Genomic DNA, 22,840 nt, shown 5'->3' on the forward strand with positions numbered 1-22,840 from the left:
ACTAAATATCCTTCGGCAATTAATATCTTCTGATTTTTATCGATGTTATGCCGCCATTGATGTCAAAATCAAATTTATGTGTGGCCGTATCGTAATTGGTGGTTTTGACAAAGCCGTCACTTTTTAAGAAGTCACCTTCATAATCCGTTGAGGAGAGCGCATTGTCGCTGGTGATGCGGCATGCAGCGTCCTTAGGGATGGCAATTTCGACGGATGATGCTCCGGTATCCATGGAAACTTTGGTGGTCGCCATGGGCTGTCCCAGTTTAAGTTTTAGGCTAGTGGCTCCGGCGTCGATGTCTATCGCCTCTATTTTGTATGGGGAAAGATCCAGTTTGGCATCGATCGCGCCAATATCAAAATTCAGGTTCCAAATGATATTGGAATTGAGCGCAATGTATGTATTGTTGTTTTTGCCGTTAAAATCCTTGTCTCTGAATTTGCCTTTTAAAGTAATATTCATTTTATCAGGAGAGTCTCCTTGTGTTGTCATACCCAAAAGGTATTCCTTGGAGGTGTTGTAAGCCGTAAAAAGTGCAGTTGTCGTGCTGCTGTCGTTTTTCAAGGCAGTCGCTCCGAGATCAATGTTCAATTTTGCACGTTGAATTTTGGTGTCTAGTGGTACCTCGAGTTTTTGTGTCGTATAGTTCGTTTTGTCGTTGGGGTCGTCCACATTGATATTGACACCTTTATTTTTTAACAAGTGCGTCAACAGGGGCTCCTTGGGAGTAGAAAGGCCGACGAAAGTCAAGAAGCCCAGAATGACTACTGTAGCACCAATGGCAATAAACTGACCTATCTGCTGATCTTTGGGGACGAGCATACGGATACCGGCAAGCACAATAAACAGTGGCCAATACTTAAAAATGCCCACCCAGTTGAATGAAATACTGTTGAGCTGCGACAATAATAAGATCACTCCTATAAAAAGAATCGTGATTCCGGTTGTTATACGTTGTGTATTCATGACTAATTCCGTTTGTTATATAGCCCAAAAGTACGCTGCCTATGCGGATACTGTACCAAAGATTAGGCTATTATACATAAAAATTCGGTAAATGTCGCTAATTGATCGGTAAGTAAATTTGTTTTTCTCCGACTTTTTGGCTTTTTGCTTGTTTATATATTTGCTGGAATTAATTACCTTTAATAAATACATTGAATACGGATAATACGATTATGGGTATTAACGCGAATTAACTGGTTACTATGATTTTTCATCACATTGGCGCATATCTGATATTACTAAAATCGGTGTTTAAAAAGCCGGAGAAAGGGCGTATCTACTGGAAAGAGACTGTACTGGCCATGACCGACATCGGTATTGGTTCTTTAGGACTTATCGTGATCATCTCGACCTTTATCGGAGCTGTAATGACTATGCAGATTGCTTTTCAGATGGTGTCGGACCTTATTCCGAACTCCATCATTGGGTCTATCAATAGAGATTCCAACATTTTAGAACTGGGGCCGACGATTTCGGGACTGGTTTTGATGGGAAAGATCGGCTCATCGATTTCCTCGCAGATCGGCTCCATGCGGGTTACCGAGCAGATAGATGCTTTGGAGATCATGGGGATCAACGCGCCGGGCTATCTGATATTGCCCAAAATTTTGGCTGGTGTAACAATGATACCCATGCTGGTTATTATAGCGATTGTGTGTGCTCTGGTCGGCGGACTGGTCGGTGGGTCCCTTTCGGGGGCGGTAACGCCTGCAGATTATATCTTGGGTATCCAAGATAGTTTTAACGGCTTTACAGTAACGGTAGCATTGGTTAAGGCTGTCGTTTTTGGATTTATCATTACGTCTGTGTCGGCTTATAAGGGATATAAAGTGAAGGGGGGCGCGCTGGAGGTGGGGCAGGCCAGCACCGAGGCTGTTGTGGTGGGCTGTATTACTATTTTGGCAGCAGATTATGTGATTACAGCATTAATGCTTTAAAAAGAGTATATGATTCAAATAGAAGATATTTATAAGTCATTTGGCGATAATCACGTTCTGAAGGGAATCAGTGCAAATTTTGAACCCGGAAAGGTGAGCCTGATTATCGGCGGATCCGGATCCGGCAAAAGTACTTTGCTAAAGTGCATCGTTGGCTTACATCATCCGGAAAAAGGCAGGGTCCTTTTCGATGGTCAGGATTTTACTCGCATGAATTTTGAAGAGCGTGTCCCCATCCGTAAGGAAATTGGTATGCTTTTCCAAAATTCAGCGCTTTTTGATTCGATGACTGTCGAACAGAATATCATGTTTTCTCTGGACATGTTTACAGATATGTCCAAATCGGAAAAATTGGACCGGGCGAATCATTGTCTGGAACAAGTGAACCTGGAAGGACGTAATAAGCTGTACCCGGCAGAGCTTTCAGGAGGAATGAAAAAGCGTGTCGGTATTGCCCGCGCCATCAGCATGAACCCCAAATATCTTTTTTGTGATGAGCCCAACTCAGGATTAGACCCCGAGACGTCTATCGTCATTGACGAGCTGGTACTAAAAATTACCCAGGAACTTAATTGTACGACGGTCGTGGTGACGCATGACATGAATTCGGTAATGGGTATTGGGGAGTATATTTTGTTCTTATATAAAGGACAAAAGTTCTGGGAAGGATCCAATAAGGATATGATGCGGTCTGATGTAGAGGAGCTGAATAATTTTGTTTTTGCGAGTCCTTTAATGAAGAGCGCAAAAGCTTCTTTAGGTGAATAAGGCGAAGGATGGTGTTCCCGATAGCCGCTGTAAGACCTATTTAAAAGTAGGGACTGCGGTGAAATTTCAATATCAAAGAAATTTAGCTTAGTTTTGTCGGAAAAATTTGATTTTGGCAACAACAGATATACAACTATTGACGCCACAGCATTGGAAGGACTATGAACTTATTGACTGTGGTGATTTTGAAAAATTGGAACGTTTTGGCGACCTTATTTTGATTCGGCCAGAACCTCAGGCGGTATGGCCGAAGGCGCTGGGTGATACGGAATGGAACAAAAGGTACCATATTAAATTCAGGGGACGATCGGCGACTTCGGGTGACTGGCTAAAGAAAAATCCGAAAATCCAGGACCGCTGGCATATCCAGTATAAAAATAATGATGTGGCCATCAAATTTAGACTGGGACTTACTTCATTTAAACATGTGGGCATTTTTCCGGAACAGGCTGTCAACTGGGACTATATTTCAGAGTCTGTACGCTCATTTAAAACGGAAAATCCCAAAGTACTTAATCTATTTGCTTATACGGGGGGTGCATCGCTGATTGCAAAGGCTGCGGGAGCAGATACAACTCATGTGGATTCGATCAAACAGGTAGTGACCTGGGCCAATGAAAATATGGAGATTTCCAATCTGGATAATATCCGCTGGGTAGTGGAAGATGCGTTGAAATTTGTGAAACGTGAGCTAAAACGTGGCAACCGGTACAATGGAATCATTCTAGACCCACCGGCATACGGACATGGACCGAAGGGGGAGAAGTGGAAGCTGGAAGATCACATTATGGAAATGATGACCGAAGTTGTTCAATTATTGGATCCAAAGGAACATTTCCTGATTCTAAATACCTATTCTCTGGGCTTTTCGTCGGTAATTGTTGAAAATTTAATCAAAACGGCTTTCCCTGCGGTTGAAAATCTGGAAATTGGTGAGCTATTTTTGCAGGCTACGGCCGGACCAAAATTACCGTTGGGTGTTTTCGGTAAGTTCCGCAAGCTGGTGGAATAATTTGCTGGACCAACATATAGAAAAATAGACGAGCGGGACGTTGGGTAAGCGTCCCGCTCGTCTATTTAGAGATTTATCTGATCATCTTTATTCAAAGACGATCGTCTTATAGTCGTTGAGCATGACCCGATCTTCGCTGAGTAGACGAATAGCCCTGCTCAATACTGCTTTTTCAATTTCTTTTCCTGCAGTCACCATATCTTTTACGGTATACGTGTGATTAACATGTCGGACGTCCTGGACGATAATGGGGCCTTCATCGAGCTGGTCAGTTACAAAGTGGGCTGTTGCGCCGATAATTTTAACCCCGCGGGCATGCGCTTGTTTGTATGGATTGGCGCCGATAAAGGCCGGCAGAAAAGAATGGTGGATGTTGACCAGCCTGTTTTCAAAAGCCGTGACAAAGTTTGGAGAAAGAATACGCATGAATTTAGCCAAAATGATATAATCGAAACTATATTGGTTGATCTGCTCGATCAGCTTTGTTTCAAACTCGTCCTTGGATAGATTCTCATGGGAGATGTGGTGGAACGGAATTTCAAATTTCTCGGTAAAGGAACGTAAGCTGTCGTAATTGCCGATGACGGCCTGTACTTCGGCTCCCCAGGTTTCGAAATGCTGTCTAACCAGGATATCCGCAAGGCAATGATGTTCTTTGGTGACAAGGACAACAATTTTTTTGCGGTTACTGGGGTTGATCTGAATCTGTGCCGAGGGCGGGAGTACTTCCGCCAGAGAGTGTGCAAGCTGGGACTGTTCGGCGAATAAACCATTGCATACTACGCGAACAAAGAATTTGTTGGCTTCCTCATCCACATATTCGCGCATGGTAACGATGTTGAGCTGATATTTGGCCAGCGTATTTGAAATATTGGCAACCAATCCAACGGCATCTTGACATTGGATCAGAATTAAGGTTTGGTTGTGCATGAAATAGGTTGTCGGTTGATAAAAAGCGGGTTTAAATTAGCCCGCTTTTTTTGTGAGTTCTTCTTCAAGGTCAACTTCCACGCGGAGATTTTCAACAATGTGTTTTTGTCGATCCGGTGTATTTTTGCCCATATAATATTCTAATAATTGTTGAATCTTATTGTCTTTTGACAGGATAACCGGATCTAGGCGCATGTCTTTTCCGATAAACAGGCCAAATTCGGACGGAGAAATCTCACCAAGCCCTTTAAAGCGCGTGATTTCGGGTTTGCCGCCAAGTTTGCTGATGGCCCGTTGTCTTTCCTCGTCGGAATAACAGTAGATGGTCTCCTTTTTGTTTCGCACCCTAAATAAGGGGGTCTGTAGGATAGACACATGTCCCGCTTTTACGAGATCCGGGAAAAACTGTAGGAAAAAAGTCAACAGCAGCAACCGGATATGCATGCCATCTACATCGGCATCGGTGGCGATTACGATATTATTGTAGCGTAGACCGTCGAGGCCATCTTCAATATTAAGTGCGTGTTGTAGCAGGTTGAACTCCTCATTCTCGTATACGATTTTTTTGGACATCCCGTAGGAGTTCAGCGGCTTTCCTTTCAAACTGAAAACAGCCTGGGTCTGTACATCCCGCGATTTTGTAATCGATCCGGAAGCTGAATCTCCCTCCGTGATAAATAGTGTGGTTTCCTGATTACGTTCGTTTTTATCGTTGAAGTGGACTTTGCAATCCCGCAGTTTGCGGTTGTGTAAAGATGCTTTTTTTGCACGTTCGTTTGCCAGCTTTTTGATGCCGGCGATATCTTTCCGCTCCCGTTCTGACTGAAGGATGCGTTTTTGAAGGGCATCAGCTGTGGCCGGATTTTTATGGAGGTAGTCATCGAGTGCTTTTTTGACGAAGTCGTTGATAAATGTGCGCACAGTTGGACCTTCGGGCCCTACACTTTGTGATCCTAACTTCGTTTTTGTCTGCGATTCGAAAACAGGTTCCTGCACTTTGATAGCAATTGCTCCAATGATAGACGACCGTATATCAGAGGCATCAAATTCTTTTCTATAGAATTCGCGGACTGTCTTAACGATAGCTTCACGGAAGGCAGCCTGGTGCGTACCCCCCTGTGTAGTATGCTGCCCATTTACGAAGGAATAATATTCTTCACCATACTGCTGACCGTGGGTCATGGCAATTTCAATATCATCCCCACGTAGGTGGATAATCGGATACCGCATGGACTCAGCGTCGATATTGCGCTCCAATAGATCTTTGAGACCATGTTCGGAAACGAACTTTCTGTTATTAAAATTAATGGTCAGACCTGCATTCAGAAAAACATAATTCCAGATCATGTTTTCAACAAATTCAAGTCTGTATTTGTAATTTCTGAAAATCGTATCGTCCGGATAAAAGGTCACCGCCGTACCGTTACGCTGTGTTGTCTCTTTTTGTTCGTCACTAATCAGTTCACCTTTGGAGAACTGAGCAATGCGCGTGATATTTTGGCGGTAGGACTGTACAGTAAATTGGCTGGATAGTGCATTTACCGCTTTGGTGCCGACACCATTCAAGCCAACAGACTTCTGGAATGCCTTGCTATCGTACTTCCCACCGGTATTGATTTTAGAAACAACATCGACCACAGAGCCAATTGGAATACCCCGACCATAATCCCGTACCGAAACTTTATTTTCGTTTACAGTAATGTCGATCGTCTTTCCGGCACCCATCACAAATTCGTCAATCGAATTGTCGACGACTTCTTTCAATAAAACATAGATGCCGTCATCATAGGCCGAACCGTCCCCCAACTTTCCAATGTACATTCCCGGACGAAGGCGGATATGCTCTTTCCAATCCAGGGACCTAATGCTGTCTTCGTTGTATGTACTCATAAATTTATGTTGAACTTAGCTAACAAAAGTATAAAAAATAAACCATGATCGGTAGCTGAAAAGACTAAATTTTTTAGATATTGACTGTTTTTTGTCGAATTTGAATAATTGTTCATTTGCCAGAAAACGTTTACACGTAATGTGAGTAATCACAAAGAGAAAAATGATGAGGTCATTTGATAAATGGGAGTGCAGGTTATCGAGCAAGAGAGGGCATGAATGCTGGTTTGACACCATGTCTATCTTATCAGTCTGCGGCAGGTTGAGATTAAAAGAGCGTAGAGGGTATCCGGTTATTCCGGACACCCTTTTGTCGGCGATAAATAGAAATTCTTATCGGCCAAAATCGTCCTGAACGCGTACAATATCGTCTTCATCGGAAGGGTTGTCAGCATCGGTATGCTGCCATATCTCGGCCAAAATACCGAATCCGTCCAATCCGATCAGGCGGTGACGCTGTCCTTGACGCAGACGGATAGTTTCGCCTTCACGTAAGGTTGAAACAACCGATTCCTCATCGGTATCCGACACCATAACGCCCACATTTCCCTGGATAACGCGCCAGATTTCAGCACGGCGGTGATGATACTGCCAGGAAAGTCGTTTATCTGGCGCAACGATCAGAATTTTTGGACTTAATTTTCCGGAGATTTTTAATTCCTGCACATCCAGTCCTCCGAAATATTCGTTCGCAAACTCCTGCGCCTGTGATTCGTCAATGACAAAAAAGCCGCCCCAAGGACGGGTAGCATCCGACTTCTCGATGTTGAATCCTTTGGATGTCAACATTTCCTGCACTTTTTCAAATAATGCGGTTTTATCTATAGCCATGTTATAAAACTTCTAAAAATTTATGATCATTTATTCAGCAGCTAAATATAGGAAAAAAATCATTAATATTTTTTAGTTAACCGTTTTAGCTATATGAAAATCATTAAAATTAATGTGTTTTGCCGCCACTTTTCAAATAAAAGGAAGCCTGCGATTTCGAAATGAAATCCTTAGTTTTGTGATCATCTAATTTCAAAATATGTCAAATTTTCAAGTCGATCGGGAGAATACCGCATTTATGCAGGCTGTTGCATTTGTCAACCAGACCAATCAGAACCTATTTATCACGGGGAAGGCAGGTACCGGAAAAACGACTTTCTTGAAATATATCCGTGAACACAGCTATAAGAAAATGGCAATCACGGCACCCACGGGAGTAGCGGCAATGAATGCGGGGGGAACCACGCTACATTCTTTGTTTTGGCTTCCCTTTGGCACTTTTGTCGAAGATTATGAACTGCGCTGGGATGAGCAGGATAGTCATATTTATAATAAGTCCCGTTTATTCAGCACCATTAAGCTTACAAAGCAACGCCGTGCCATTCTGCAGGAACTCGAACTGCTGGTAATTGATGAGGTCTCCATGGTGCGGGCAGACACATTGGACGCCATCAATGTGATATTGCAGTCGGTACGGCGGGATATGCGGCCTTTTGGTGGTCTTCAGGTGTTGTTTATAGGTGATTTATACCAGTTGCCGCCGGTAGTGAAAGACACGGAATGGACTGTACTGCGTGATCATTATTCTTCGGTTTTCTTTTTCAATGCAAAGGTGCTGCGCGATAATCCGCTGGTCATGCTCGAACTTAATAAGATTTACCGGCAACAGGATGAGGGGTTTATTTCGATTTTGAATGCTATCCGTAACAATCAATGTACAAGTGATATGCTGACGACCTTAAACAGCTATTATCAACAAGATTTTGTTCCGAAGGACGACGAACAGTATATTACCTTAACTTCCCACAACCGGATTGCCGATGAGATCAACAGCGCGAAGCTGGCATCGTTGCCGGGCAGGATGCTCAATTTGAAGGCGGTGGTGAAGGACGACTTTGCCCAGGGGGCTTACCCGGCGGAGGAGACCCTTTCACTGAAATTGGGGGCACAGGTGATGTTTATCCGAAACGATTCGGGTGATGAGCGAAAGTATTATAATGGCAAAATAGGTACAGTGAAGGACATTGATACCGTTCATGGTACTGTCACAGTGGCTTTTCCGGATGGCTCGGATCCGGTAACAGTGAAACGGGAAACCTGGGAAAATATCCGCTACAATTATGACAAAGGACAGGATCAGATCAAGGAAGAGGTGTTGGGTACGTTCTCGCAATTTCCGTTACGTCTGGCCTGGGCGATCACTATTCATAAGAGCCAGGGACTGACATTTGACAAAGCCATAATCGATGCGGGGACATCGTTTGCGGCTGGGCAGGTTTATGTGGCTTTAAGCCGGCTGACGAGTTTAGAGGGGCTGGTGCTTAAATCCATCATTCCTCCTTATGCTATCCGGACAGACTATCAGGTGGTCGAATTTGCACAGCGGGCACAGTCTCAAACCAATATCCAGGAGATCCTGGAGCAATGTCAGCGAAGCTATCTGGGGCAGATCTTGATGAATGGTTTCCGTTGGGATGGGCTGTTGACCGAAACTTCTGAATTGCTAAAGTCGCTGGACGATCGGAATATTGATGGGAAGGAAAAAGCCGTAGAGGTCTTTCAGCAACTGGTGGGTCAGCTGCAGACACAGGAAAAGGTGGCACACAAGTTTATTGTGCTGTTATATGATCTACTTCGGGATAAAGACGCGATTGATTACGACCTGATCTGCGAACGGTCGACAGCCGCCGTCAACTGGTTTTTGCCGCGGATGGATACTGATCTGATCAAAGCGCTGACCGAGCATATCGAAGAGTATCAGATCAGAAAACGAACCAAGAAATACATTGACGAACTAAAGGCGCTGTTACTGGATTATAAGCGCAAACGTGAGCAGTTGCAGCACTGTCTGATCATTGCCGAAACGTTGTCTAAACGGGAAGACTTTCAGACGGCCATGCTTGACGTTGCCGAACGTGTCAAAACAAAAGAAAAACAGGAGCTAGCGGTGCAGGGTGCAGATGAAGAAGGAAGCAAAAAGCTCGATACAAAGGATATCTCTTTAGAAATGTTTAAAGACGGTATGAGTATTCCGGAAATTGCAAGCAAACGGGGTATGGTTGCGGGCACAATCTATGGGCATCTGATCAATTTTGTTGGCACGGAAGTGGAAGCTACCGAGCTGATCAGCCAGGACAAGCTGGACCGCATCGTAGAAGTTATCCGGACTCATCCCGACAAGTCATCATCTGAACTTAAAATGCTTCTGGGAGCAGATGTAGATTATCCAGATATTAAAATTGGACAAAAAGTTTTAGGGTTGTAAGGTATAACGAATTATGATGTATATTTGTCAACCTTTATTATAAGCTAATTGAAAGAGGAAAAAACCAATAAGAAGATTAACAAGTGGATCGTGTTTACCTCCATGCCGATACAGATGGGGATTACCATTTATTTATTTTACTGGGTCGGCAGTTGGTTGGACGAAAAATATGCGATTGCAGGTGAATGGGGTATGAAGGGCCTGACGCTTTTAGGCGTGATTGTATCTTTGTACCAGTTCATCAAGCAAGCAAATCAAATTAATAAGAATGAATAGTTATCTGAAAAGCGTGCTACTGCTGCTGATCGTTTTTGTGGCTAGTTTCATGGCGCATTATTTAGTGTTGTCGGGTATGCAGCTGGGCCTGTATTGGTCACAAACTTCCTACAGCCTACTGGGAATGTATGGCTTTGGTTTGTGCTCCTCGTTGCTCGTTGCAGTGTTGGTGTTTTTTGCCAGCTGGTCCATGCCCGAAAAGTTGGGCGTTCTTTTTTTGGGTCTGGTATTATTAAAGGCAGTTGCAGCTTTTATCTATATCAAAGATGGGCTAAATACCTTTGAGAATGACTTTATCGAATATAACTTTTTGGTCGTATTTTTTATCTCGTTGTTTGTCGATGTATACATCGCTTTTAATGCTTTAAATCAAGCAGATAAAAAGGTCTAAACTATTTTTGGAAAAAGTTTGAACAAATGCTGAGAATGCCAAATAAAATTGTATTTTTGCGCAAAATTTTTTATTATTCAATAGTAATCTGAAATGGTGAATCTTAAGAGAGCACTTTTATTATTTGCAGTAATTTTTCTTGCTGTCAATCCTTTTACCTTAAAAGCAGCTGAAGAAGCGCACGGGGATGCGCCTAAAACCCAAGCTGAGGAGATCAAAGAGTATAGTCAACATCACTTGCAAGATGATCATTATTTTTCTTTGTTCACCGATAAAAAAGCAGGAAAACATTATGGTTTTCCATTGCCAGTAATTCTTATTGATAATGGATTGGTTGTTTTCTCTTCGGGTGAATTTCATCATGGTGAGTCTGTTGTTGAGAAAAATGGTCAATACTATGCGCTATATCATGGCAAAATCTATAAGACAGATGCTGCTGGCACGATTAACTACGATGAACAGCATCATCCAACAAATGCAAAACCTTTAGACTTCTCTATTACAAAGAACGTAGTAGGTTTATTATTGGCGGCTTTCTTGTTGTTCTGGGGCTTTACAAGTTTGGCGAAGACCTATAAAAAAGGTGTCAACAACTTGCCAAAAGGTGTAGGTCGCGTGTTAGAACCCTTAGTTTTATATGTTCGTGACGAAATGGCCGTGCCAAATATCGGGCATCGTTACAAAGAGTTTATGCCGTACTTACTGTCTGTATTTTTCCTGATTTTTGTGTTAAACCTATTGGGATTGACGCCGCTAGGATTTAACGTTACCGGAAATATCACAGTAACCTTATGTCTGGCTTTATTCACTTTTGTTATCACCAATATTAAAGCAAATAAAGATTACTGGAAGCACATCTTTTGGATGCCGGGGGTACCTGTGCCGTTTAAATTTATTTTGGCACCTATCGAGGTCTTGGGGATGTTTACAAAACCTTTCTCGTTGATGTTGCGTTTATTTGCGAATATTACAGCAGGTCACTCTGTAGTAATGGGCTTGATAGCAATCGTCTATTTATTCCAACAACAATTGACGGTTCCCGGTAGTATCGGTGTGTCTATGTTGTTGACTTTGGTGTTGTTCTTCCTGGAGTTACTGGTTGCGTTTTTACAAGCCTTTATCTTCACGATGTTGTCATCCCTATTTATCGGTATGGCTGTTGAAGAGCACGCACATCACTAATTGAATTTTTTTGTTAAATTTTATAAAATAATTATTATGTACAACTTAATTGGAGCAGGTTTAATCGTAATCGGTGCAGGTTTAGGTTTAGGTAAAATCGGTGGTTCAGCTATGGAAGCTATCGCTCGCCAACCAGAAGCAGCATCTAAAATTCAAACTGCGATGATCATCATTGGTGCCTTAGTTGAAGGTTTAGCATTCGGTGCTTTAATCTTAGGTAAATAATCCAAGCTGATTAAAAGTTTACTAGATACAGTTTGCAACGGTTGGTTGCAGACTGTATTTAAACAAAAAAATACAGACAAAAGAAAATTATAATTTACAATTGTATATAAATGGAAGCATTAATTAATCAGTTCTCGTACGGTTTGTTCTTTTGGCAACTAATCATTTTATTGGTTGTGATCTTTTTGTTAGGCAAGTTTGCCTGGAAACCTATCGTAAATGCTTTGGATGAGCGTGAGCAAGGAATTGCTACTGCTTTGGAAGCTGCGGAGAAAGCTAAATTGGAGATGGCTCGTTTGACCAATGAAAACGAACAATTACTGAAAGAAGCTCGTGCAGAACGTGATGTTATCCTTAAAGAAGCAAAAGAGCTAAAAGAGAAAATCGTTGCTGAAGCTAAAACTCAGGCGCAAGCTGAGGGTTCAAGGATGATTGCGCAGGCAAAAGCAGAAATCGATGAACAAAAGAATAAGGCTTTGGCTGAAGTGAAATCACAAGTTTCGTCTTTGTCTTTGGATATCGCTCGCAAAGTGTTAACAAAAGAATTTGAGGACCAAGGTAAGCAGGAAGCTTTAGTAGCAGATTTGCTTAATGATGTTAAATTGAACTAATCCGGTCACTTAAATTACGAAAGAGAATATGTCAGTATTTAAAGTTGCATCGAGATACGCAAAATCTTTACTTGATTTGGCTAGCGAGCAAGGCTCACTGGAGACTATCAAAACGGATATGGAGTCGTTTATCGCTGTGTTGAAATCCAGTTCAGAATTGCAGGCTATTTTAGCCAATCCTATTGTGCCATTGGACAAGAAGAAAAGTGTATTGGATGCTTTATTTAAAGATAAGATCAATCCGACTATCTTAGCCTTTTTTAAGATCATGATCAACAAAGGTCGTGGTGTCATCGTGTATGCTACTGCTCAGGAATTTATCCGTGAGTACAATGAGGTAAAAGGTATTGTAAAAGCGACAGTAACGTCCGCGGCACCGCTTTCGGAAGCTAATTTAACAGCGATGAAAGACGTACTTGCAAAAGAGACCAACGCACAGGTGATTTTGACCAATAAGGTTGATAGCCGCCTGATTGGCGGATTTGTGGTCAATATTGGCGACCGCCAAATTGATGCAAGTATTGCTGGTAAATTGAATAAGTTAGAAAGATATTTGAATCAGGGAAATTAATAAGCTCTGATCCTGCAAAGTAAAATAAATCAAAAAACCCCTTATAATAATTAAAATGATAGAGGTAAGACCAGATGAAGTATCGGCAATTTTAAGAGAACAATTGTCGGGCTTTAAATCAGAAGCCGAACTAGAGGAAGTGGGTACCGTACTTGCTGTGGGTGACGGTATTGCTCGTATTTACGGCTTAACTAAAGTTCAGTCCGGTGAGTTGGTTGAATTTGATAACGGATTACAAGGTATTGTATTAAACTTAGAAGAAGACAACGTCGGTGTCGTTCTTTTGGGTCCTTCGGATGAAATCAAAGAAGGTGATACGATTAAACGTACCAACCGTATTGCATCCATCAAAGTTGGAGAAGGATTGTTGGGACGTGTGGTGAATACATTGGGTCAGCCAATCGATGGCAAAGGGCCTATTCAAGGTGAATTGTATGAAATGCCGATCGAGCGTAAAGCTCCTGGTGTTATCTACCGTCAGCCTGTAACAGAGCCATTGCAAACAGGTATCAAAGCGATTGATGCGATGATTCCGGTAGGCCGTGGTCAGCGTGAGTTGGTTATCGGTGACCGTCAGACAGGTAAGACTGCGGTTTGTATCGATACGATCTTAAACCAGAAAGAATTCTACGATGCAGGTCAGCCTGTATTTTGTATCTATGTTGCTGTTGGTCAGAAGAACTCTACAGTGGCAAATATCGTGCGTACATTAGAGGAGCGTGGTGCTATGGCCTATACCGTTGTGGTTGCTGCTTCTGCTGCTGATCCTGCTCCGCTTCAGTTTTACGCGCCAATGGCGGGTGCTGCTATCGGCGAGTTTTTCCGCGATACAGGCCGTCCAGCATTGATCGTTTATGACGATTTGTCTAAACAAGCTGTGGCTTACCGTGAGGTATCTTTGTTGTTGCGTCGTCCACCGGGTCGTGAGGCATATCCTGGTGACGTGTTTTATTTGCATAGCCGTTTGTTGGAACGTGCTGCGAAAATCAACTCATCAGACGATATCGCACGTAACATGAACGATCTTCCGGAGTCTATCAAACATTTGGTGAAAGGTGGTGGTTCATTGACAGCCCTTCCGATTATTGAGACGCAGGCAGGTGACGTTTCGGCATACATCCCAACCAACGTAATTTCCATCACAGATGGTCAGATTTTCTTGGAGTCCAACTTATTCAATGCCGGTATCCGTCCTGCGATCAACGTGGGTATCTCCGTATCCCGTGTGGGTGGTAATGCTCAGATCAAATCGATGAAGAAAGTATCGGGTACCTTGAAGCTAGATCAGGCGCAGTACCGTGAACTGGAAGCTTTTGCAAAATTCGGTTCAGACCTTGATGCGGCTACCAAAGCTGTATTGGACAAAGGGGTCCGTAACGTGGAGATCCTAAAACAAGGACAATATTCTCCTGTGTCAGTAGAGAAGCAAGTAGCGATCATCTATGCCGGAACAAAAGGTTTGTTGCGTAATGTTCCTGTCAACAAGGTAAGAGAATTTGAAGAAGAATTCTTAACACAATTGGAGCAACGTCATCCAGAAGTTTTGGCGGCTTTCAAAGCTGGTAAATTTACAGATGAGTTGACTGCAGTATTAGAAACAGTAGCTAAAGATTTAGCATCAAAATATTAATCAGATGTGAGATGATAGATTTGAGATTTGAGATGTCTTTGAAAGATTTCTTAAATCTCCTATCTCAGATCTCCTATCTCCAATCTTAGATATGGCAAATTTAAAAGAAGTAAGAAACCGGATCACCTCCGTAACATCAACACAGCAGATCACGAAAGCTATGAAAATGGTTTCGGCTGCTAAATTGAAGCGCGCTACTAACGCTATCTTACAATTGCGACCATATGCGAATAAACTAAGAGATATTTTGGCAGACGTTTCTGCAAGTGTGGAAGGAAACAATTCTCCGTTCACCATAGACCGTGAGCCAAATAAGGTGTTGATCGTTGTTGTTTCTTCTAACAGAGGGCTGGCTGGAGCATTCAATGCGAATGTAATCAAAGCAACCAATAACTTGATTTTTAATAAGTATGCTGAGCAACATGCAAAAGGTAATTTAAGTATCATTGGTATTGGAAAAAAGGGTTACGACTTTTATGCAAAGCGTAACTTCAATATGATCGCCAACCACTCGGATTTGTTTTCGGATTTGAATTTTGGATCTGTTTCGATGGTGACAGAATTTATCATGGAACAATTCAAGGAAGGTAATTTTGACCGTGTTGAAGTGGTGTATAACCAATTCAAAAATGCAGCTGTTCAGGAGCTGACAACGGAGCAGATTTTACCGTTATTACCTGCAGAAGATAAAACGCAACATACGCATAAAGCAAAAATAGAAGCTGAAGTGGATTATATCATCGAACCTTCCAAAGAGAAGATCATCGAAGAACTAATTCCCAAAGCCATCAAGATTCAATTATATAAAGCTGTGTTGGATTCCAATGCTTCCGAGCATGGTGCACGTATGACAGCGATGGATAAAGCAACAGAAAATGCGGGTGACCTGTTGAGATCACTCAAATTATCTTACAACCAGGCGCGTCAGGCAGCGATCACAACCGAGCTGACCGAGATCGTATCTGGCGCTGCAGCTTTGTCAAACGGATAATTCCATTATTCGACATGATACAAAAGGCGATATGCAAAACATATCGCCTTTTTTTTATAAATCAATTTTTGTATCATTGGAGAAGCATAACCAATGAGGCAGAAAAAATCATCTTTAGCATACCGTATACTTCTCTGTATTTTAATTCTATTCGGGAAGTCAGCTGTTTTCGCCCAGACCAACATGTATCCGTTTCGGACCTTGACCTCCGATCAGGGGCTGATCCACAACCACATCAATTGCGCGCTAAGAGATCAATACAATTATCTCTGGTTTGGCACGGAATCGGGCCTGAGCCGATTTGATGGTATGCAGTTTACCAATTTCCGCTATTCCGGTAATAAGGAGCAGGGACTCAGCAGTAACGTTATATCCGGTTTATTCGAAGGTCCCGAAGGAGATGTATGGATACGTACCAGCAATAAAATGAATATTTTTGACCAGCGGACAGGGACTATCATTCAGCGGGTGGACTCCGTGTTGGCCGGTAGAGGATTGCCAGCCAAGGATGTATACACTATACGTCCTCTTGGTAGTGGGAAATTTGCCTTATTGTATGCTGACCGTTCGCTAGTCGTATATGATGCCGCGAAGGGAAACTTTCGTAGCATATCTCCATGGTATCAGCAGAGCCAGATCTCTGACGTCATCCGCGGACGTGAGCAGTCTATCTGGATTATTTATGAAGACGGTTTGCTCAGTCGGACAGACTTGCGGTCCTTTCAGAGCCACAAAGTTGCCCAGCTAGCCTTGGCACATAAGCAGGTTAATCTGAATATATTTGAAGATAGGGATGGAGATCTATGGGTATATGCCAAAGACAAACCAGTGGGGGCCTACTGGCTGCATCCACAGACTGGTAGGGTTAGACATCTACAGTCCGAATTGTCGAATCCGTTTGTGGGGAATGTTGTGGAAGATACCCAAGGCTTAATCTGGCTGGGCACCGACCACGGTGGGATCAATGCATTTAATAAGCAAAATGGAAAAATCGAAATCATTCGTAATGATCGATATGATCTCAGAAGCTTACCTTACAACAGCATAACGGCATTGTACAGGGACCAGTCGGGGATTATATGGGTAGGCACATATAAAGGCGGTATTAGCTATTATCACCCCAACCTACTGTTGTTCCCGTTGATTAAAAACTACCCGGGGTTACCGAGATCACTGCCCTTTGACGATGTCAATAAGTTTGTGGAAGACCGGAAGGGGAATCTGTGGATCGGAACAAATGGTGGGGGACTTCTTTATTATGATATTTCCAAAAAAACGTTTACCCAATATATGCATCACCCTGGACAGGCCAATAGCTTGAGCAGCAACGTGATCGTTTCTTTGCACCTAGATCGCGATGGTCTCCTTTGGATAGGCACCTATAGAGGTGGTTTGTGCAGTTTTGACGGTAAAAACTTCCGGACGTTCGTCCGTGGCGCGGGAGCGGGGCAATTAAATGATGACAGCGTCTGGGAAGTTTATGAAGATAGCTCCGGCAGATTTTGGGTTGGCACACTCGGCGGCGGACTATATTTGTTTGACCGGAAGACGGAGGTATTTTCCAAGGCGATCAACCAGCGGCGAGATACCCTAACGAGCAATTATATCTCCGTATTGTTTGAAGATTCCAAAAAACAGCTATGGATAGGCACAGCTACTGGGATGGCACGTTTAGGTTCTGATGGCCAAATCAAGTATTTCAATACCAATAGTTCACCAAGGTTGTCGAATAACCTGATCTATGATATCAAGGAGGATCGGCGGGGGCGGATCTGGGCTGCTACCCAGGATGGCCTACACGTCATCGAGGACGGGCACATCAGTTACCTCACACAGAAGGACGGACTGAGCGATGATGCCCTATTGGCACTTTTGGTGGACAATAAGGGCAACCTCTGGGCATCGAGCAATAAGGGGCTTTCGGAAATTGTGGCTTCAGGAGACCCGGGCAAGTTCATTGTCCGGAATTTTAAGCAGGAGCTGGGATTGCAGGGTAATGTTTTTAATGAAAATGCTGCATTAAAGCTACGCGATGGGCGGCTCGTTTTTGGTGGTCCTAAAGGATTCAACTTTATTGATCCCGAGGCCATTGTCAGTGAACAGGGGATGCCTACGCCGGTTTTATCTAACATCTACCTATTCAATAAACGGGTGGCCGTCGGCGAAGCTTTTGCTGGGCGGGTGATCTACGATCAGTCATTGCACAACCTGAAAGAACTTAAGCTGCCTTATAACCTGAACGCGCTCTCCCTGGAACTATCAACATTTGACTATCTGCAGCAAAACAGCGGCCTTTACCAGTATCAGCTTATCGGGCTGAGTGACGAGTGGTTTGATTTTGAGCCGGGGACTCTACGTGCCAACTTTACCAATCTGGATGCAAAGGCTTACCGTTTCTATATCCGGCATGCACTGGACACACACCATTGGTCTGAAAAAGTGCTATTATTGACGATTGATATACAGCCCCCATTCTGGCGGTCCACTTGGGCTTTTGCACTTTACGCCGGTGTATTGTTCAGCCTTTTATGGATATTCTATTATCTGACCAAATTACGGGCCAGAACACGCAATCAGCTGTACCTCGCGAAGGAGCAGGCACTGCAGGCTAAGGAGCTCGATGCATTGAAAACACGCTTCTTTACGAATGTCAGCCATGAATTTAGGACGCCGATCAGTTTGATCCTAACGCCTACGCAGCAGTTGCTGAGTCAAGAAGAGGATGAGCATAAAAAAGCCGATCTGAGCCTGATCAAAAAAAATGCCGATCGTCTTCTCAAGCTCGTTAACCAACTGCTGGATTTCAGAAAGCTGGAACGCAGTCAACTGGAATTACGCGCCGAGTATGGAGATATCATGGGATTCATCCATGAACAGGTACAGGCCTTTTCAGCATTAGCGGAAACCAGTCAGGTCAGGCTGGACCTGGATCTCGTCCCAAGCTCTTTTTCGGCCTGGTTTGACAAAAACAAGCTGGAGAGTATTGTTTTTAATTTAGTTTCCAATGCGATCAAGTTTAGCCCAACAATGGGAACTGTATGTGTTCAGGCCGGCATTGGCGGTACTAATCTTGGAAAAAGCGTCTATATCGAAGTGAAAAATCAGGGCGTACCAATTCCCGATAGACTTCAGCAGCGTATTTTTGAACGATATTTTCAGCTGGAAGTTCCCAATGGTAAATTGAATCAGGGCACAGGCATTGGGCTGTCTATCGTCAAAGAATATGTGGAGTTTTTGAACGGGAAAATTGAGGTTTCGAGTGATTCGGACTGGACGCGATTTTATGTGGAGCTGCCCATACAGGCAGCTGAACCTGAGGTGGAACAGAAACCAAATCTACCGGCTGGGAACCCTCGTATTTTGTTGGTGGAAGATGATGCCGATTTCCTTCACTATATGGAAAGATGTTTGCGTCCGAACTATGTCATCATTCGTTCGCAAACGGTCGGCCTAGCGAAAGAGCAGCTCAGTCGACAGCCGATCGATTTAATCATCGCAGACTTGAATCTCCCCGGAGAAAGTGGGCTGGACTTGTGCCGTTATGTAAGAGGCCAGGGCAAACTGGACCATATTCCTGTTTTGATCGTAACTGCCGTGGTCAACCAGCGGACTGAGGTAGAGGCGCTACGAGCTGGGGCGACTGATTATATTCACAAACCCTTCCATATTGAACTATTACAATCAAAGCTTGCACAGATCCTTGGTCAGCAGCAAAACCTCGTCAGGCGTTATCAGAAACAGATCAAAGTAGACCTCGTACAACCTGAGATCGAGTCTGCGGACGAACAGTTCATCCGGGCATTGATTACGGAAATCGAAAAAGATCTGAGCGATTCTGCGCTGTCCGTAGAATTGCTGGCGAAGAGGATGAATATTACCCGTGTCGGACTGTACAAAAAAGTGCTTGCCATTACCGGTTATTCTCCTACCGAATATGTGCGGCATATCCGTTTGAAACGCGCTATGCATCTAGTTCAGAATTCGAAGTTATCCATTGCCGAAATTGCTTACGCCGTGGGATTTGGCAATCCTAAACAGTTCAGTAAATACTTTAAATCTGCTTTCGGTAATTTACCGTCTTATTATCGCAAATAGTTTGTATACAGTGATTTAATTCTATTGTTTTCGCCGGTAGCGATGAAGAAGTTAACAAATCAGCCCCTAATTGTTAACAAATCATAACCTATAAACAACCGGTTGCACACTACCTTTGAATTATCCTTTGGTGGCAAAGGATAGAAATAACCAAGGGAACATTATAACCAAATAAATCTTATTATATGCGCAAACTCACGTATGCTTTAAGTGGTCTGATGCTGTTCGTAATTGCACAGCAGGGATCGGCCCAGGTCAACAGATCCAGTTATGAAAAGACGGCGACCGGTATTAAAGTAAGCTTCAAAAATTCCGCCACGTCCATTGATCAGGACGTTTATGTAGATGTTATCACTGACAAGATTGTTCGCGTGACTGCCGTTCCCGGCGGTGCCGCCTATCCAGCTCAGTCGAGCCTGACCATAGTGGATTCTTTACGCCGTCAGGTCCGATCATTGGCGGTCAGACCCACGGACTCGACTGTAAACGTGCTGACCTCCAGTTTACAGGCTGTTGTCTCCCGACTGAACGGAAACGTCGAGTTTCTGGATTTAAATGGCCGGCCAATCTTTAAGGAAGCCAAAAGAAATTCGGGCTCCTTTACAGCAGATAGCTATAATGGAGATTCATTTTACCGGATCAATCAGGACTTTATCGTCCACCCGGATGAAGGTATTTATGGTCTTGGGCAGCATCAAAATGCAGTCATGAACTATAATCGGGGTAAGCAGGTTACCTTGCTGCAGTATAATACCGAAATCGGCATCCCGTTTTTTGTGTCGACGAACAATTATGGTGTGCTATGGCATAACTATTCTATTACGAAGGCTGGGGACGTACGTCCTTTATTACCATTGAACGCCTTTAAGCTTTTTTCAAAGGAAGGGGAGCAGGGCTGGCTGACGGCGACTTATGTGGACCGTAATGATTCGGATAAAGTCTTTTTATCCCGCCCCGAATCGATCATTGACTACGGTTATCTGACTGATCAGCATAAATTTCCGAAAGACATCAAACTGGCTGCGAGCAAAGTTATCTACGAGGGAAGCTTATCATCTCCCTACTCTGGCAAGCACATTCTGCATTTTAAATACTCGGGCTATATGAAGGTCTGGATTGATGGTGAGCTGATGGCCGATCGCTGGCGTCAGTCCTGGAATGCAGGTACATTTGAAGTTGAAAAGGAAATGGCCAAAGGCGAGCAGCATAAAATCCGGATGGAATGGATTCCCGACGGCGGTGAATCTTATTTTACGCTGAATTGGCAAAGCCCGGTTCCGGATACACGTAAAAATCTGTTTTCCTTTAATTCCGAAGCTGGTGATGCAATAGATTATTATTTTATCCAAGGCAAATCCATGGATGAGGTTATTTCGGGGTACCGGTTGTTGTCGGGTAAGGCTCCCATCATGCCGCTTTGGAGCTTTGGATTCTGGCAGAGCAGAGAGCGATATAAAACTCAAACTGAAGTAGAAGCTGTTGCGGCAGAGTTCCGGAAGCGCAGGATTCCGGTCGACAACATTGTACAGGACTGGTCATACTGGGCCGAAAATGACTGGGGTAGCCAGAAGTTCGATGTGGAACGTTTCCCTGATGCAGCGGCGATGGTGCGTAAGCTTCACGACCAGCATTTTAAGATCATGATTTCGGCATGGCCAAAAATCAACGAGGAGTCCTCGGTCTATCGGGAGTTTAAGGACAACAAATGGATTTATCCCCGTAATATTTACGACGGTCGCAAAGATTGGATCGGAAAAGGATACACGTCAACTTTCTATGATCCCTTTAGTAAAGGTGCGCGGGATGCATTTTGGCGATTGCTGGACAGCAACTTGTTCAAAATTGGTATTGATGCCTGGTGGATGGATGCCAGCGAACCAGATATCCATTCGAATATCGATTTAGATGAACGCAAGTCTGTCTTCCAGCCCAGCATTGGGTCCTCGGTACGCTATTATAACGCTTTTCCCCTGCAAAATGCGAAAGGCATCTATGAGGGGCAGCGCGCTACAGACCCCAATAAGAGGGTATTTATCCTGACCCGGTCATTCTTTGCCGGACAGCAGCGGTATGCGGCGGCGGCCTGGAGCGGGGATATTGCCTCCAGATGGCACGATATGAAGGACCAGATCGCTGGCGGAATTAACTTTTCGATGTCCGGTACACCCTACTGGACAATGGACGCCGGGGGGTTCCTTGTCGAGAATAGATTCCATCAGCCGAACGCGACAGATCTGGAGGAATGGCGGGAGCTGAACAGCCGCTGGTACCAATATGGCTCGTTTTTGCCATTATTTAGGGCCCACGGTCAATTTCCTTTCCGCGAGCCGTTTAACATTGCACCGGATGGACATCCGGCTTATAAGAGTATGGTTTACGCTATTAATCTACGTTACAAATTGCTTTCCTATAATTATAGTTTGGCTGCGAAGACATTTTTCGAGGACTATTCCATGATCCGGGCGCTGGCGATGGATTTCCCGGCAGACAAGGGTGGCTACGATATTAATGACCAGTATCTCTGGGGGCCTAGTTTGTTGGTCAGCCCGGTAACAGAAAAAGGAGCAAACAGCAGAAAAGTTCATTTCCCTAAAGGTGTGGACTGGTATGATCTCTATCGGGGAGAGAAAACAAAGGGTGGACAGGATCTGATGGTCCCGGCGCCCTATGAGCGGATACCAGTCTTTGTCAAAGCTGGAACGATACTTCCTGTCGGTGCAGCGATACAATATACAGATGAAAAAAAGCAGGAGGTTCTTGACCTCTACATTTATGCAGGTGCCGATGGTCAATTTTCACTTTATGAAGATGAGGGTACCAATTACAACTACGAAAAAGGAAAATACAGCCGTATTGATATCCAATATGTGGATGCTACCAGAACGCTGTCATTTGCGAAGCGGACAGGGACATTTGATGGCATGTTGCAGACGCGGAAATTCAATGTGATTTTCGTTCATGACAAGCATGCTGCTGGTCTCGATGCCCGGGCGAAGAAAGCGAAGACGATCAGCTATTCGGGGGATGCTTTACAGATCAAATTAAACTAAGTAAAAACCAATTTTAAA

18 protein-coding genes are annotated in these 22,840 nt (G+C 43.8%); 14 read left to right on the forward strand and 4 right to left on the reverse strand.

Annotated features, from left to right (window positions below; translation table 11 throughout):
- Positions 1-19 precede the first annotated feature (19 nt).
- Positions 20-967 carry a LiaI-LiaF-like domain-containing protein gene (locus K7A41_RS15735; RefSeq protein WP_028070630.1) on the reverse strand — a complete coding sequence of 316 codons (948 nt, stop codon included), beginning with the start codon at positions 965-967 and terminating at the stop codon, positions 20-22.
- A 242-nt stretch (positions 968-1,209) separates the two neighbouring features.
- Between K7A41_RS15735 and K7A41_RS15740 the strand changes: the two genes are divergently transcribed.
- The 3 genes from K7A41_RS15740 (at position 1,210) to K7A41_RS15750 (ending at position 3,724) form a co-directional block, all read left to right on the forward strand.
- Positions 1,210-1,944 carry an MlaE family ABC transporter permease gene (locus tag K7A41_RS15740; RefSeq protein ID WP_028070629.1) on the forward strand — a complete coding sequence of 245 codons (735 nt, stop codon included), beginning with the start codon at positions 1,210-1,212 and terminating at the stop codon, positions 1,942-1,944.
- Positions 1,945-1,953: 9 nt separating this feature from the next.
- Positions 1,954-2,712: an ABC transporter ATP-binding protein gene (locus tag K7A41_RS15745; protein ID WP_265714436.1), complete on the forward strand. Its 759-nt coding sequence runs from the start codon at positions 1,954-1,956 to the stop codon at positions 2,710-2,712.
- A gap of 106 nt (positions 2,713-2,818) precedes the next feature.
- Positions 2,819-3,724, forward strand: coding sequence for a class I SAM-dependent methyltransferase (locus K7A41_RS15750; RefSeq protein ID WP_265714437.1), 906 nt, complete (start codon positions 2,819-2,821; stop codon positions 3,722-3,724).
- Positions 3,725-3,811: 87 nt separating this feature from the next.
- On the opposite strand, the gene purU is transcribed toward K7A41_RS15750, so the two are convergent.
- The 3 genes from purU to K7A41_RS15765 form a co-directional block, all read right to left on the reverse strand.
- Positions 3,812-4,654, reverse strand: coding sequence for a formyltetrahydrofolate deformylase (gene purU / locus K7A41_RS15755; protein ID WP_265714438.1), 843 nt, complete (start codon positions 4,652-4,654; stop codon positions 3,812-3,814).
- A 36-nt stretch (positions 4,655-4,690) separates the two neighbouring features.
- Entirely contained in the window at positions 4,691-6,544 is a 1,854-nt protein-coding gene (locus K7A41_RS15760) for a DNA topoisomerase IV subunit B (RefSeq protein WP_265714439.1), read from the reverse strand.
- 333 nt (positions 6,545-6,877) lie between these two features.
- The gene (locus tag K7A41_RS15765) at positions 6,878-7,375 is read right to left on the reverse strand and encodes a phosphoheptose isomerase (protein ID WP_265714440.1); all 498 of its coding nucleotides are present in this window, start codon (positions 7,373-7,375) and stop codon (positions 6,878-6,880) included.
- Between the two features lie 199 nt (positions 7,376-7,574).
- On the opposite strand from K7A41_RS15765, the gene K7A41_RS23640 reads away from it, so the two are divergent.
- From K7A41_RS23640 to K7A41_RS15830, 11 genes are all read left to right on the forward strand, one after another.
- Positions 7,575-9,800, forward strand: a complete 2,226-nt coding sequence (locus K7A41_RS23640; protein ID WP_322784031.1) for a helix-turn-helix domain-containing protein — start codon at positions 7,575-7,577, stop codon at positions 9,798-9,800.
- 48 nt (positions 9,801-9,848) lie between these two features.
- Positions 9,849-10,076: an AtpZ/AtpI family protein gene (locus tag K7A41_RS15785; protein WP_028070622.1), complete on the forward strand. Its 228-nt coding sequence runs from the start codon at positions 9,849-9,851 to the stop codon at positions 10,074-10,076.
- Positions 10,069-10,467 carry a hypothetical protein gene (locus K7A41_RS15790; RefSeq protein ID WP_028070621.1) on the forward strand — a complete coding sequence of 133 codons (399 nt, stop codon included), beginning with the start codon at positions 10,069-10,071 and terminating at the stop codon, positions 10,465-10,467. Before K7A41_RS15785 ends, K7A41_RS15790 begins: the two co-directional genes overlap by 8 nt.
- A 93-nt stretch (positions 10,468-10,560) precedes the next feature.
- Positions 10,561-11,649, forward strand: coding sequence for a F0F1 ATP synthase subunit A (gene atpB, locus K7A41_RS15795; RefSeq protein ID WP_028070620.1), 1,089 nt, complete (start codon positions 10,561-10,563; stop codon positions 11,647-11,649).
- Positions 11,650-11,685: 36 nt separating this feature from the next.
- Positions 11,686-11,874 (forward strand): ATP synthase F0 subunit C, encoded by a 189-nt coding sequence (atpE, locus tag K7A41_RS15800; protein ID WP_028070619.1) that lies wholly within the window; start codon positions 11,686-11,688, stop codon positions 11,872-11,874.
- A gap of 110 nt (positions 11,875-11,984) precedes the next feature.
- Positions 11,985-12,485 (forward strand): F0F1 ATP synthase subunit B, encoded by a 501-nt coding sequence (locus tag K7A41_RS15805; protein WP_265714441.1) that lies wholly within the window; start codon positions 11,985-11,987, stop codon positions 12,483-12,485.
- A gap of 28 nt (positions 12,486-12,513) precedes the next feature.
- Positions 12,514-13,056, forward strand: coding sequence for a F0F1 ATP synthase subunit delta (locus K7A41_RS15810; RefSeq protein WP_028070617.1), 543 nt, complete (start codon positions 12,514-12,516; stop codon positions 13,054-13,056).
- Between the two features lie 55 nt (positions 13,057-13,111).
- On the forward strand, positions 13,112-14,686 hold the full coding sequence (atpA, locus tag K7A41_RS15815) for a F0F1 ATP synthase subunit alpha (protein WP_028070616.1): 1,575 nt from the start codon (positions 13,112-13,114) through the stop codon (positions 14,684-14,686).
- 91 nt (positions 14,687-14,777) lie between these two features.
- A complete protein-coding gene (atpG, locus tag K7A41_RS15820; protein ID WP_028070615.1) occupies positions 14,778-15,677 on the forward strand; it encodes an ATP synthase F1 subunit gamma in 900 nt (299 codons plus the stop codon).
- A 93-nt stretch (positions 15,678-15,770) separates the two neighbouring features.
- Entirely contained in the window at positions 15,771-19,772 is a 4,002-nt protein-coding gene (locus tag K7A41_RS15825; RefSeq protein WP_265714442.1) for a two-component regulator propeller domain-containing protein, read from the forward strand.
- A gap of 185 nt (positions 19,773-19,957) precedes the next feature.
- The gene (locus tag K7A41_RS15830) at positions 19,958-22,822 is read left to right on the forward strand and encodes a TIM-barrel domain-containing protein (protein ID WP_265714443.1); all 2,865 of its coding nucleotides are present in this window, start codon (positions 19,958-19,960) and stop codon (positions 22,820-22,822) included.
- The last annotated feature ends 18 nt before the right edge of the window (positions 22,823-22,840 follow it).

Source organism: Sphingobacterium sp. InxBP1, from assembly GCF_026191775.1.
In the GTDB taxonomy this organism is placed as follows: Bacteria; Bacteroidota; Bacteroidia; order Sphingobacteriales; family Sphingobacteriaceae; genus Sphingobacterium; species Sphingobacterium thalpophilum.